The organism is Cupriavidus sp. 94F1, assembly GCF_057798875.1.
In genome coordinates this window covers 73,362-87,029 of record NZ_JBYOJT010000006.1, presented here as the reverse complement: position 1 = coordinate 87,029, position 13,668 = coordinate 73,362, and the positions used below count along the sequence as shown (strand labels likewise).

At 66.8% G+C, this 13,668-nt stretch carries 10 protein-coding genes; 2 read left to right on the top strand and 8 right to left on the bottom strand.

Translation table 11 applies throughout. From position 1 onward, the window contains the following. Nucleotides 1-167 precede the first annotated feature (167 nt). Nucleotides 168-2,531: a Tex family protein gene (locus AC3FJ6_RS16445; protein WP_488772881.1), complete on the top strand. Its 2,364-nt coding sequence runs from the start codon at nt 168-170 to the stop codon at nt 2,529-2,531. A gap of 98 nt (nt 2,532-2,629) precedes the next feature. On the opposite strand, the gene AC3FJ6_RS16440 is transcribed toward AC3FJ6_RS16445, so the two are convergent. The 8 genes from AC3FJ6_RS16440 to AC3FJ6_RS16405 form a co-directional block, all read right to left on the bottom strand. Next, nucleotides 2,630-4,531, bottom strand: coding sequence for a potassium transporter Kup (locus AC3FJ6_RS16440; protein ID WP_400392952.1), 1,902 nt, complete (start codon nt 4,529-4,531; stop codon nt 2,630-2,632). Between the two features lie 382 nt (nt 4,532-4,913). Continuing rightward, nucleotides 4,914-5,630 carry an ABC transporter ATP-binding protein gene (locus tag AC3FJ6_RS16435; RefSeq protein ID WP_153948110.1) on the bottom strand — a complete coding sequence of 239 codons (717 nt, stop codon included), beginning with the start codon at nt 5,628-5,630 and terminating at the stop codon, nt 4,914-4,916. Then, a complete protein-coding gene (locus AC3FJ6_RS16430; RefSeq protein WP_488772880.1) occupies nt 5,627-6,418 on the bottom strand; it encodes an ABC transporter ATP-binding protein in 792 nt (263 codons plus the stop codon). Before AC3FJ6_RS16430 ends, AC3FJ6_RS16435 begins: the two co-directional genes overlap by 4 nt. After that, nucleotides 6,415-7,479 carry a branched-chain amino acid ABC transporter permease gene (locus AC3FJ6_RS16425; RefSeq protein ID WP_488772879.1) on the bottom strand — a complete coding sequence of 355 codons (1,065 nt, stop codon included), beginning with the start codon at nt 7,477-7,479 and terminating at the stop codon, nt 6,415-6,417. The genes AC3FJ6_RS16430 and AC3FJ6_RS16425 overlap by 4 nt, the downstream gene beginning before the upstream one ends. Nucleotides 7,480-7,492: 13 nt before the next feature. Then, nucleotides 7,493-8,359 carry a branched-chain amino acid ABC transporter permease gene (locus AC3FJ6_RS16420; protein ID WP_066738371.1) on the bottom strand — a complete coding sequence of 289 codons (867 nt, stop codon included), beginning with the start codon at nt 8,357-8,359 and terminating at the stop codon, nt 7,493-7,495. Between the two features lie 76 nt (nt 8,360-8,435). Next, a complete protein-coding gene (locus AC3FJ6_RS16415) occupies nt 8,436-9,653 on the bottom strand; it encodes an ABC transporter substrate-binding protein (protein ID WP_488772878.1) in 1,218 nt (405 codons plus the stop codon). A gap of 76 nt (nt 9,654-9,729) precedes the next feature. After that, a complete protein-coding gene (locus tag AC3FJ6_RS16410) occupies nt 9,730-10,545 on the bottom strand; it encodes an alpha/beta fold hydrolase (protein WP_488772877.1) in 816 nt (271 codons plus the stop codon). A gap of 72 nt (nt 10,546-10,617) precedes the next feature. Beyond that, nucleotides 10,618-12,330, bottom strand: a complete 1,713-nt coding sequence (locus AC3FJ6_RS16405; RefSeq protein ID WP_488772876.1) for a benzoate-CoA ligase family protein — start codon at nt 12,328-12,330, stop codon at nt 10,618-10,620. A gap of 248 nt (nt 12,331-12,578) precedes the next feature. Between AC3FJ6_RS16405 and AC3FJ6_RS16400 the strand changes: the two genes are divergently transcribed. Continuing rightward, complete coding sequence (locus tag AC3FJ6_RS16400) at nt 12,579-13,535, top strand: helix-turn-helix transcriptional regulator (RefSeq protein ID WP_488772875.1); 957 nt, start codon at nt 12,579-12,581, stop codon at nt 13,533-13,535. Nucleotides 13,536-13,668 lie beyond the last annotated feature (133 nt).

Below are 13,668 nucleotides of genomic sequence, written 5' to 3'. Positions count from 1 at the left end.
TAGCATCCGGGGCCCCCTCGGACCGCACCGCGAACCGGGCGCCGGGTGCCGTGCGGGCACCACCCGCGCCAGCCGCGGAAAAGACAGTGTAAAAGGTGTCTTCCCGTCACCGGATGCGCGCCGCGCTTGTGGCACAATGCCCCGCTTTCGACTGACTCGTTTTCTCGATGTCCAATCTGCCTGCTTCCGTCCTGCAAAAGATTGTGTCGCTGATCGCGGCCGAACTGTCCGTGCAACCGCGCCAGGTGGCGGCTGCCGTGGACCTCCTGGACGAAGGTGCCACAGTGCCGTTTATCGCCCGCTACCGCAAGGAAGTGACGGGCAACCTCGACGATACGCAGCTGCGTAATCTCGAAGAACGCCTGCTGTACCTGCGCGACATGGAAGACCGCCGCGCCACGATCCTGGCGTCGATCGAGGAACAGGGGAAGCTGACCGACGAGCTGCGTGCCGCCATCGAGGGCGCCGAGACCAAGCAGACGCTCGAAGATCTCTACCTGCCCTACAAGCCAAAGCGCCGCACGCGCGCCCAGATCGCCCGCGAATGCGGCCTGGAACCGCTGGCGCAGGCGCTGCTGGCCGACCCCACACTGGACCCGCAAGCCGAGGCCGCCAAATACGTCAATGGCAACCCCACCGCCGAAGGCGGCGTGCCTGACACCAAGGCCGCACTGGACGGCGCCCGCGACATCCTGTCCGAGCAGTTTGGCGAAACGGCCGAGCTGCTGGGCAAGCTGCGCGACCACCTGTGGAACAACGGCGTGGTGTCGTCCACGGTCATGGAAGGCAAGGAAACCGCCGAGGAAGAGAAATTCCGCGACTACTACCAGTACAGCGAGACCCTCCGTACCGTGCCGTCGCACCGTGCGCTGGCGCTGTTCCGCGGCCGCAACGCAGGCGTGCTGCTGGTCAAGCTTGGCCTGGGCGAGGAGCAGGACGCCATGGTGCCGCACCCGTGCGAAGGCATGATTGCGCGCCATGTCGGCATCGAGAACCGCAACCGTCCGGCCGACAAATGGCTGGCCGACGTGTGCCGCTGGTGCTGGCGCGTCAAGGTGCAGCCGCACCTGGAAACCGAGCTGCTGACCCAGCTGCGCGAGACCGCCGAGGCCGAGGCCATCAAGGTGTTCGGCCGCAACCTGCACGAACTGCTGCTGGCCGCGCCGGCGGGCCCGAAGTCAGTGATGGGTATCGACCCGGGCATCCGCACAGGCTGCAAGATCGCCGTGGTGGACAGCACCGGCAAGCTGCTCGATACCGCCACGATCTACCCGCACGAGCCGCGCCGTGACTGGAACGGTTCGCTGGCCACGCTGGCCCGGCTGGCCAGACAGCACAATGTGGCGCTCTGCTCGATCGGCAACGGCACGGCCAGCCGCGAGACCGACAAGCTCGTGCAGGACCTGATAAAAAGCGCCCCGGAACTGAAGCTGACCAAGATCGTGGTCAGCGAAGCCGGCGCGTCGGTGTACTCGGCGTCGGAACTGGCCGCCAAGGAATTCCCGGACCTGGACGTATCGCTGCGCGGCGCGGTGTCGATTGCGCGCCGCCTCCAGGACCCGCTGGCCGAGCTGGTCAAGATCGATCCCAAGTCGATCGGCGTGGGCCAGTACCAGCACGACGTGAACCAGCGTGAACTGGCCCGCGCGCTGGACGCCGTGGTGGAAGACTGCGTGAACGCGGTGGGCGTGGACGTGAACACCGCATCCGCCCCGCTGCTGGCGCGCGTGTCGGGCCTGAATTCGGTGCTGGCGCGCAATATCGTCGAATTCCGAGATGCCAACGGTGCATTCAGCAATCGTGAATCGCTGAAAAAGGTGCCGCGCCTGGGCGACAAGACGTTCGAGCAGGCCGCCGGCTTCCTGCGCATCAACAATGGGGACAACCCGCTGGACCGTTCGTCGGTGCACCCGGAAGCCTACCCGGTGGTGCAGAAGATCCTGGACCACATCAAGAAGGGCCTGCCGGACGTGATGGGCAACCGCGAGAGCCTGCGTGGCCTGTCGCCGCAGCAGTTTGCCGACGACAAGTTCGGCCTGCCGACCGTGCGCGACATCCTGACCGAACTGGAAAAGCCGGGCCGCGACCCGCGCCCCGAGTTCAAGACCGCCACCTTCCAGGAAGGCGTGGAAGACGTGAAGGACCTGCAGCCGGGCATGATCCTGGAAGGCGTGGTCACGAACGTGGCAGCCTTTGGTGCGTTCGTCGACATCGGCGTGCATCAGGACGGACTGGTCCACATCTCGGCGCTGTCCACGAAGTTCGTCAAGGACGCGCACGAAGTGGTCAAGGCCGGTCAGATCGTCAAGGTCAAGGTCATGGAAGTGGACGTCAAGCGAAACCGTATCGGCCTGACCATGCGCCTGGACGACGAACCCGGCCAGCAGGCCGCCCGAGCCGGCGGCGGCGACCGCCCGGCCGATCGGGGCCAGCGCAGCAACGGTGGCAACCGTGGCGTCGGCGGCAACGCCCGCCGCGAACCCGAAACGCAAGGCGCCATGGCCGCGGCCTTTGCCAAGCTGAAGCGTTAAGCCACCGGCCACGCCGGCAACCCCGGCAACGCACGCCAGAACGAAAAACGCCCCGCTCGATGCGGGGCGTTTTTTTATGGCTCGGTCAGCAAGCCGGCTCAGATTTCTACCTTGGTACCCAGCTCCACCACCCGGTTGGCCGGAATCGAGAAGAAGTCTGACGGCTTGGCGCCGTTCTGATGCATCCAGGCAAAGAGCCGCTCACGCCACATCGACATGCCGGGCAGCTTGGACGGAATCACCGTCTCGCGCGCGATGAAGAACGAGGTCTCCATCAGTTCGAAGTGCATGTCGAGCTTGCGCTGCGCCAGGTCGAGCACGCGGTTCACGTCTGGCGTTTCCTTGAAGCCGTACTCCGACGCCAGGATGAACACGCCGCCGCCCAGGTCCTTGCAGGTCAGGCGGTGGTCGTCGTCCACGTACGGAATGTCACGCGTGACAAAGCTCAGGAACACCACGCGCTCGTGCAGCACGCGGTTGTGCTTGAGGTTGTGCAGCAGCGACACCGGCACCGATTCGGTACTGCCGGTCAGGAACACCGCCGTGCCTTCCACGCGATGCGGCGGATGGGCCAGCAGGCCGGCGATGAACGGCTCCAGCGGAATGCCGTCTTCGAGGCTGCGCGCGCGCAGCAGCTTGCGGCCGCTGTGCCAGGTCATCAGCAGGAAGAACGCCGTGCTGCCCATCAGCAGCGGGAACCAGCCGCCTTCGGCCACCTTGAGCAGGTTGGCCGCGAAAAACGACAGGTCTACGATCAGGAACGATGCGCCAAGCAGCGTCACCAGCACCCGGTTCCACTTCCAGAACCGGCGCATGACGATGACCGCCAGGAACGTCGTGATCAGCATCGTCGTGGTTACCGCAATGCCGTAGGCGGCGGCCAGGTTTTCCGACTTGCGGAACGACAGCACCACGGCGATCACCAGCACCAGCAGCGCCCAGTTGATCACGGGCAGGTAGATCTGGCCGATTTCCGCCGCCGACGTGTACAGGATGCGCATGCGCGGCAGGAATCCCAGCTGGATGGCCTGGCTGGTCAGCGAGAACGCGCCCGAGATGACCGCCTGCGACGCGATCACCGTGGCCGCCGTGGCCAGCAGCACCATCGGCAACTGCAGCATTTCCGGCACCATCAGGTAGAACGGATTCTCGATGGCTTGCGGATTGCCCAGCAGCAGCGCGCCCTGGCCGAAGTAGTTCAGCATCAGGCAGGGCATCACCAGGGCGAACCAGCCATAGCGGATGGGCTTGGCGCCGAAGTGGCCCATGTCGATATACAGGGCCTCGGCGCCCGTCAGGACCAGGAACACGCTGCCCAGCACGATGAACGCCAGCAGCGAGTGCTCGATCAGGAACGAAATGCCGTACCAGGGATTGATGGCCTTGAGGATGTCCGGCGCCTGCACCAGATGCAGGATGCCCAGCCCGCCCAGCGCCAGGAACCACACCACCATGATCGGCCCGAACAGCTTGCCCACGGCGCTGGTGCCGTGGCGCTGGATAAAGAACAGCACGCACAGGATGGACAGCGTGATCGGGATCACGAAGTGCGACAGCGCCGGCGCGGCAATCTCCAGCCCTTCCACGGCCGACAGCACCGAGATGGCCGGCGTGATCACCGCATCGCCATAGAACATGCAGGCGCCGAAAATGGCTGACATCATGATCAGCCGGGCCATGCGCGACCTTGGGGCCGCGGTTCGCAGCGCCAGCGCCATCAGCGCCAGCACGCCGCCCTCGCCGTTGTTGTCGGCGCGCATCACAAAGAGCACGTACTTGATCGACACGACGACGATCATCGCCCAGAACAGCAGCGAGATGATGCCCAGCACCGCTTCGGGGCTGAACGGGATGCCGTGGTCCTTGCTGAAACACTCCTTCAGCGAATACAGGGGGCTGGTACCGATGTCGCCAAAGACGACGCCGATCGCGCCGATCACGAGCGCACGGGTGCTCTGGCTTTCGACGAAATAATGGCTGGTGGTTGCGGATTGGGTCATGGAATTGGGTCAGGTGAACCGGCTCGCGCCTCCCGTGCCTGCCTTTGGCTGCCCTGGCATGGCGCCAGACGGACAGTCCCTCCAAAGTGCTTCATCAGGCACGATTTCTCTCACGCTAGCGGCTCCGGTCCCCGATGGGGCGTGTTGGCCTTCTCAGTTTCTATTGCGATGCACAAACGCGCGCATTCTAGATGAAGTGTCGTGCGGCGACCACTATGGAAATGCCGACGTCACGGGGCACGACCGATCAAGCATGGGAAAGAAGCCGGGCATGGTCAAGCCCCGCCGATGCCGGCACCGTGGGATCACCCACCCTCGGCACGTTGTGACGGCACGACACCAAATGTCTGATACGTTACTTTTTCAAACAGGCGTCGGACGGTCAGACGCCCAGGTAGCGGTCCAGCGCCGCCGGCGTGGCGGCCAGGCTGGCGGCGGGCCCCGCCATGACCACCTGCCCTTTTTCGAGGACGACCACGCGGTCGGCATGCGACAGCACCGCCCGGTAATTGCGATCGACCACGATCGACGCGATGCCGGTCCCCCGCACGGTGGCAATCACGTTCCAGATCTCGTGGACGATGCGCGGCGCCAGCCCCTCGGTAGCCTCATCCAGGATCAGGCAGTCGGGGTTGGTCATCAGCGCGCGGCCGATCGACAGCATCTGCTGCTCGCCGCCGGACAGTTGCTGCCCACCATGGGATAGCCGTTCCTTGAGTCGCGGAAACAGGTCGAGCACGCGTGCCTCGTCCCAGTCCTTGCGGCCGCCGCAGCCGGCCCGCGCCGCCATCACCAGGTTCTCGCGCACGCTCAGATTCGGAAAAATGCCACGCCCTTCTGGGACGTAGGCGATGCCAAGCCGGGCCACCTCGTGCGGCCGGGCGCGCGACATCTCGCGGCCAGCCACGCGGATCGTACCGGCGCGTTCGCGGACATGGCCCAGCAGCGTACGCAGCAGCGTGCTCTTGCCCATGCCGTTGCGGCCCAGCAGCCCGACGGTCTCGCCCGCGTTGACATGGAAGTCGATGCCACGCAGCACGTGGCTCGATCCATACCAGGCGTTGACGCCGCTGGCGTCGATGATGGCGTTGGTGCTCATGCGCCGGCCTCCTGCCGCTGGCCCATCTCGTCCTCTTCGCCCAGGTAGGCCAGCTGTACCTCGCGATTGGCGCGGATGCTGGCCGGATCGCCCGATGCGATGACCGTGCCGTTGACCATGACCGTGATGCGGTCGGCCACGGCGAACACGGCCTCCATGTCGTGTTCGACCAGCAGGATCGCGTGCCCTTCGCGCAGGCCGCGCAGCAGGTCGAGCATGCGGGCCGATTCCTCGGCACCCATGCCGGCCAGCGGTTCGTCCAGCAGCAGCGCCACGGGCTCGGTGGCCAGGCACATCGCCACTTCCAGCTGCCGCTTCTGGCCGTGGGCCAGTTCGCTGGCCACGCGGCCCGCATGCTGCGCCAGCCCCGCGCGCTCCAGCGCCTCGTCGGCCAGCGCCCGGCTGGTGCGGCAGCCTTGAGCGGATTCCCATAGCCGCCACGCACGCTGGGCGCGCGACTGGGCGGCCAGCCGGCAGTTCTCGCGCACGGTCAGCGGCAGGAAGATATTGTTGCGCTGGTAGCTGCGCCCCACCCCGTGGCGCGCCAGCCTTGGTTGCGCCCAGCCGGTGACCTCGTGCCCCTGCAGATAGAGCCGGCCTTCGGACGGCGGCAGCTCGCCGGACAGCAGGTTGATCAGCGTCGACTTGCCGGCGCCGTTCGTACCGATCACGGCGTGGATTTCATTGAGGTGCAGCGACAGGTCCACCTGGTTGACCGCCGTCAGGCCGCCAAAGCGGCGCGACAGCATCTCGGCCTGCATCACCGGCGCCGATGTGGAATGGTTCATACGGCCTCCCGGCTCTGCGCGTTGGGGTCCGCCGCGCCGGCATGGCGGCGCGCGCGGCGCGGCCCACGCTGGCGCAGCATCGCCGGCACGCTCACCAGCCCGCGCGGCAGCAGCGCCACCGCGACGATGATGAAGCCGCCCATCAGCAGTTGCCAGTGCCGGGTCAGCGTGCCGAACCACTCGGCCAGCAGCACGAACGAGAACGCTCCCAGCACGGCCCCGGCCAGGCTGCCCACGCCGCCCAGGATCACCATCAGCATGGCATTGCCCGACTGGTGCCACGACGCAATCTCCGGGTTCACGAAGCCGAACTGGATCGCATACAGGAATCCCGCCAGCCCGGCCAGCATGCCGCCCGCCACGAAGGCGCCCAGCTGATAGCGATAGGTGCCAAAGCCGGCCGCGCGCATGCGCTGCTCGTTATGGCGAATGCCCACCAGCGCGTGGCCGAAACGCGAGCGCAGCAGCAACGCCAGCAGCGCCACGGTCAGCACCAGCGCGGCCAGCACCAGCCAGTAGAAGCGCACCGGATCGTTCACCGTGAGCGGCAGTTCCGAGAACAGGCCGAATTCGGGCCGGAAGTAGATATAGGTGCCATCGCTGCCCCCGGCGATCTTGGTGTCGTGGAACACGAAATACACCATCTGGGCAAAGGCCAGCGTGACCATGATGAAGTAGATGCCGCGCGTGCGCAGCACCAGCGTACCCACCACCAGGGCCAGCGCGCCCGCCGCGCCCACCGCGCCCAGCAACAGCAGCCAGCCGTTGCCCGCGCCGCTCTGGGGCGCCAGCATGGCGGTGGCATAGGCCGCCATGGCGAAATACGCCGCGTGTCCAAGGCTCACCAGCCCGGTGTAGCCGATCAGCAACTGCAGCGACAGCGCGAAGATCGCCATGATCATCACCTTGCTGAGCAGCTCGATGTAGTACTTGTGGCTGTCGGCGGTCAGCACCAGCGGCGCGGCGCACAGCACGGCCAGCGCGATGGCCCAGCCCAGCGCGGCCAGCCACGCGGGGCGCCGCACTGCCTGGGGCGCGGTTGTCGAGATGTCGGTTTGCATGTTCCCTTCCTGCTCAACCCGCGCGGAACAGCCCTTGCGGCTTCCACAGCAGGATCACGGCCATCAGCAGGTACACCAGCACGCCGGCGGCGTCCTGCCAGAACACCTTGCCGAACGTGTCGACAAAGCCGATCAGCAGCGAGGCCACCAGCGCCCCCTTGACCGACCCGATTCCGCCAATCACCACCACCACGAAGCAGATGATCAGCACCTGCCCGCCCATGCCCGGGTACACCGACGACACCGGCGACGCGATCATCCCCGCCAGCACGGCCAGCGCCACGCCCAGCGCGAACACGAAGCGGTACAGCACCGTCACATTGATGCCGAGCGACTGCACCATCTCGCGGTTGGTGGCGCCGGCGCGGATCATCATGCCCACCCGCGTGCGGCGGATCACGTAGTACATCGCGCCTGCCACGAGCAGGCAGACCGCCGAAATGAACAGCCGGTACACCGGATAGGTCATGTCGTTGCCGATCGGCAGGGCCCCGTCCAGCAGCGCGGGCACCGGCACGCCATGGACGTCGTCGCCCACCAGGATGCTGCGCAGTTCCTCGAAGACCAGGATCAGCCCGTACGTCATCAGCACCTGCTGCAGGTGGTCACGCTGGTACAGGTAGCTGAAGAACGCCCATTCGAGCAGGTAGCCGAACAGCACGGCCAGCACGATGCCCAGCGGCAGCGCGATAAACAGGTTGCCGGTCAGGCTGGCCAGCGTGAACGCCAGGTAGGCCCCCAGCATGTAGAAGCTGCCATGGGCCAGGTTGATCACGCCCATGATGCCGAAGATCAGCGTCAGCCCGCTGGCCACCAGGAACAGCAGCAGGCCGTACTGCACGCTGTTCAGGCACTGGATGAGGAAGGAAACGATGTCCATCGTGAAACCGGCCGTGCCGTATGGTGGGTCGTGGGTGCCGTGGGTGGCTGGGCGGAACGCCTGTGGCCGCGCCGGTTCAGATGCGGCAGCCGCGCGCCGGATCGGCCAGCGCCTTCACTGCCACGGCGCTGACCTTGTTCTCGCGGCCATCCACGCGGCGAAGGTAGAAGTCCTGCACCGGGTTGTGTGCCTTCGACAACGTGAACGCGCCGCGCGGGCTGTCCACCCTGGCCGCTTCCATGGCCTTGATGATGTCCGGCTTGCGCGTCATGTCGCCCTTCACCGCGTTGGCGCCGGCGGCCAGCAGCTGTGCGGCGTCGTAGCCCTGCACCGCGTAGACGTCCGGCTGCAGCTTGTAGGTCTTGGCGTAGTCCAGGCGGAAGGCCTTGTCGCGCGCGTTGTTCAGGCCATCGGCGTAGTGCAGCGTGGTCTCCAGCCCCTGGGCGGCGGCGCCCTGCGCCTCCAGCGTGCCATCGGTCAGGAAGCCCGAACCGTAGAGCGGGATCTTGTCCTTCAGCCCGGCTGCCTGCCAGTCCTTGACGAACTTGACCGCACCGCCGCCGGCAAAGAACACGAACACGGCGTCCGGCTTGAGCGACGCCACTTCGGTGATCAGCGCCTGGAACTCGACGTTCGGGAACGGCAGGCTCAGTTCCTTGACCACCTTGCCGCCCTTGGCCTCGAAGGCCTCCTTGAAGCCCTTGACCGACTGCTCGCCGGCCGCGTACTTCCAGGTGAGCGTGACCACCTTCTTCATGCCACGATCGGCCAGCACGTGGCCCATGGCATAGCCGGGCTGCCAGTTCGAGAACGACGACCGGAAGATATTGGGGCCGCACAGCGGGCCCGTGGCTTCGTCCACGCCCGCATTGGGGATGATCAGCAGCGTGTTGTTTTCCTTGGCCACCTTGACGATGCCCATCTGCACGCCCGAATGCACGGTGCCGACCACCACATCCACCTGATCGCGCCGGATCAGCTTGGTGGCGTTTTCCGGTGCCTTGGCCGGATCCGATTCATCGTCCACCTTGAAGTACTCCACGTCGCGCCCGCCCAGCTTGCCGCCCTGCTGCTGCACATACATCCGGAAGCCGTTCTCGATGGCCGTGCCCAGCGCCGCATAGGTGCCCGTGTACGGCAGCATGAAGCCGACCTTGACCTTGCCACCGGCCGGGGCGGCCGGCGCGGTCTGGGCCAGGGCGGCGCCGCCGGTGGCCAGCAGCGCGCTGGCGGCCAAGGTGACGACAGACAGACGACGCGCGTGCAGCAGCCTGCGCAATGCATTGCGATGCATGGAATCTCCTCCTGGTGGTCTGAAGCCGGTGGCGCCGCGCGCACCGGACCGGTGCCGGCCCGGCTGTCGCCGCCAATTATTTTAGGATTGAAGTATTTGCCGTTATAAACGCCGCGGTCGCCGCCGTCAATGCACCCGCCTGGTCACGGTGCGGCGAATGCCCACAGCGCGCGAGTTTAAGCAGTACCGTTTGCGGGGCATATCGCTGGATACCCTCGATCTGGGCCATGGTGCCGTACTCGTCGTCCTCGCCCTGCACGGCCAGCACCGGGCAGCGGATGCCGTCCAGCAACGGGCGCAGGTCGAAATGGCGAAATTCCGGGTTGAGCCAGATATCGTTCCAGCCCCAGAACGCCGAATCGACGTCGGCATGGTGGCGCGCCAGGCGGGCGCGCAGATCGGTGTGCCGGTAGGTATCGCGCGTGGTGGCGATGCTGCGCACCGACAGGTCCTCGACAAAGATGTGGGGCGCCAGCACGGTCAGGCCGTCCACGTCATCAGGAAAGCTTGCCGCGTAGATCAGCGCGATCGACCCGCCGTCGCTGTGGCCCAGCATCCACGGCCTGCCATGCTGGCGGCCGGGGCCGATGCCCAGCGCATCGAACAGCGCCGGCAACGCCTCGCGAGCCTGGCGGTGCATGAAATCGACACCCCATTTTTCATCATGCGGCCGCGCGGAGGAACGCCCGTAGCCGTAGCGCGAGAACACCAGGCCCCGGAAATCGCCGGCGTCGCAGAACTGGCGCGGAAAGTCGCGCCACATGCTGATCGAGCCCAGTCCCTCGTGCAGGAACACCACCAGCGGCCGCCGCGTGCGTGCCGGCCTCAGCCATTGGTACTCGACGTCGATCTGCCGCCCGTCGAACGGAATCCGAACCAGTTCGCTACCCATGTCACTACCCCTTCACCACGCCTGCCCGCGCCCGCCAGGCCGACTGCCCGGTCACACGCCGTCAACGATACCTCACGACTGCCGCGCGGCTTCCTCGCGCTGGCGCAAGCGGAATCGCTGAATCTTGCCGGTGGCCGTCTTCGGCAACTCGTCCACGCATTCGATCTGCCGCGGATACTTGTACGGCGCCAGCTTGGCCTTGACGAAAGCCTGCAGTTCGGCGGCCATGCCGTCGTGCCATTGCTGGCCCGGGCGCAGCACCACGAAGGCCTTCGGCTTGATCAGGTCGTCGCCATCGGGCACGCCGATCACGGCCGCCTCCAGTACCGCCGGATGCTGGGCCAGCACGGCCTCCACCTCGAACGGCGACACATAGATGCCACCGACCTTCAGCATGTCGTCGCTGCGGCCCGCGTAGGTGTAGTAGCCGTCGGCATCGCAGACATACTTGTCGCCGCTGCGCGTCCAGGCGCCCACGAAGGTATCGCGGCTCTTGTCGCGATTGCACCAGTACATCAGCGCGGCCGACGGCCCCTTGATAAACAGGTCGCCAATTTCGCCCGGCGCGCACGGCTCGCCCTGTTCGTCGAGCAGCTTCAGTTCATAGCCCGGCACCGGGCGGCCCGTGGTTCCGTAGCGCACTTCGCCCGGCCGGTTCGACAGGAAGATGTGCAGCATCTCGGTGGAGCCGATGCCGTCGAGAATGTCGCAGCCGAAATGCCCCAGGAAACGGTCGCCGATATCGCGCGGCAGCGCCTCGCCGGCCGATGTGCAGACCCGCATCGCCACATCGGCGCGCGGCGGCAGGTCGGGGGCGGCCAGCATGCCCGCGAACAGCGTCGGCACCCCGCAGAAGACGGTCGGCCGATGCTTGACAAGGCGCTGGAATACCGCCTGGGGCGTCGGCCGCTCGGCCATCAGCACCGTGGTGGCCCCCACCGACAGCGGAAACGTCAGCGCATTGCCCAGCCCATAGGCAAAGAACAGCTTGGCGGCCGAGAACACCACGTCGTCTTCGCGGATGCCCAGCACCCGGCGCCCGTACAGATCGGCCGTGTGGAACAGGTTGCCGTGGGTATGGACCGTGCCCTTGGGGCGGCCCGTCGAGCCCGACGAATACAGCCAGAACGCCATGTCGTCGGGGCCCGTGGCGGCTACGGTGGGCGCGGGATCGGCACCGGCCACCATGCTGGCGACGGTGGGGCCCGGTGCGTCGGCCATCGGCGCCGTCCCGGGCGCGGCCACGATCACGTCGGGCGCAAGCCCGGCCTTGTCGATGGCGGCCTGCATCGTGCCGAGCAGCGGCGCCGACACCACCACGGCCCGGGCGCCGCTGTGCGCCAGCATGTACGCGTAGTCGTCGACCGTCAGCAGGGTGTTGACGGCCACCGGCACCACGCCAGCCAGCAGGCAGCCCAGAAATACCGTGGGAAAGTCGATCGTATCGAGCGCGCACAGCAGGACGCGCTCCTCGCGGCGGAACCCGGCCCGGTGCAGCGCGCCGGCAAAGCGGCGGCAGCGATCGTCCAGTTCGGCAAAGGTCAGCGTCGTGGTGTCGTCGATATAGGCGAGCTTGCCGCCCCGCCCGGCCTGCCGGTGGCGCGCGAGCAGGTCGTCGGCGGCGTTGTAGCGGGCGGGCAGCGCGGTCACGGCGAAGGCGGCCGTCGCGGTTGCCGAGCCGGGCGCCTCGCCAGCCGATGCCATCGATGCAGCCGGGGATACAGCCGGGGACACCGCCTGCGCTGCCGTGCCGGCAGCCGCGGTGCTAGGGATCGGGGGCGTCATGTCTCCACTCCTCTGACCACCCGGATCGTCGCCAGCCACAGCACGCGGTCCGGTATGGCTTCCAGCAGTTTGTCTTCTTGTACCGACAGCCACGCGCAGCGCCGCCGTGATGTCGATGCATTTTATTTCATATCGACTATTATGCAAGCAAGGGTATGCACTATATAGCCGAAGCGACCATGCACTCGCACGCATGCCGTGTCCGTATAATGCGTCGCCCGATCCAACGGACCATTCTCCATACCAGCATGCGTCGCGACCCCGACACGCTCCTGCCTCCTGACGACCGCGCCGACCCGCGCGCGGAGCCCCGCGCCACGGGCGAGCGCGACCCCTATCTGACGCAGCTTGGCGAACGCATCCGTTCGTTGCGCGCGGCGCGCGGGATGTCGCGCAAGGACCTGGCACGCGGCGCCGATGTCTCGGAACGCTACCTGGCCAATCTGGAAACCGGCACCGGCAATGCCTCGGTGCTGTTGCTGCGCCAGGTTGCTCGCGCGCTGGACGTGCCGCTGCCCGTGGTACTGGCCGAGGTGGACGGCCACGCCACCGGGCACGGCGACCCCGCGGCCGCCGAATTCTCGCAACTGGTGCAATGGCTGGCACAACTGCCCGCCAGCGATCTGGCGCGCGTGCGCGAGGCGGCGCAGCAAGCGTTGTCGCCAGCGGAATCGCGCGACGCGCGGCATCGCCGCATTGCGCTGATCGGGCTGCGCGGCGCCGGCAAATCCACGATCGGCCGCGCGCTGGCGGCCGCCGAAGGCATGCCGTTCGTCGAACTGAACGTGGCGATCGAGCAGGAGGCCGGCGCCAGCCTGTCAGAGATCCACTCGCTCTATGGCCAGGCGGCCTACCGGCGCTATGAAATGCGCGCGCTCGAACGTGTGCTGCGCGAGCACGACACGATGGTGCTGGCTACGCCGGGCAGCCTGGTATCGGAACCCGCCACCTTCAACCTGCTGCTGTCGCGGTGCCTGACAGTCTGGGTACGGACGTCGCCGGAGGAACATATGGCACGCGTGGTCGCCCAGGGCGACATGCGCCCGATGGAAGGCAACCGCGAAGCCATGACCGACCTGCGCCGCATCCTGCAGGCGCGCACCCCGCTCTATTCGCGCGCGGACGTGTCGATCGACACCAGCGGCCAGGACGCCGCGTCGTCGCTGCAGGCGCTCCAGGCCCAACTGCGCCAGCTTCGCCACTAGACCTGCCTGCCGCCGCGGACGGTCGGGGGCCAACGGGAAGATTTCCAGCGCGTGCGGGGCTTGCATCGTCCGTGGCGATGCACTATATTTCATCGCAAACGATACGGAACTATAGTGCATCAAGGAGACGCCC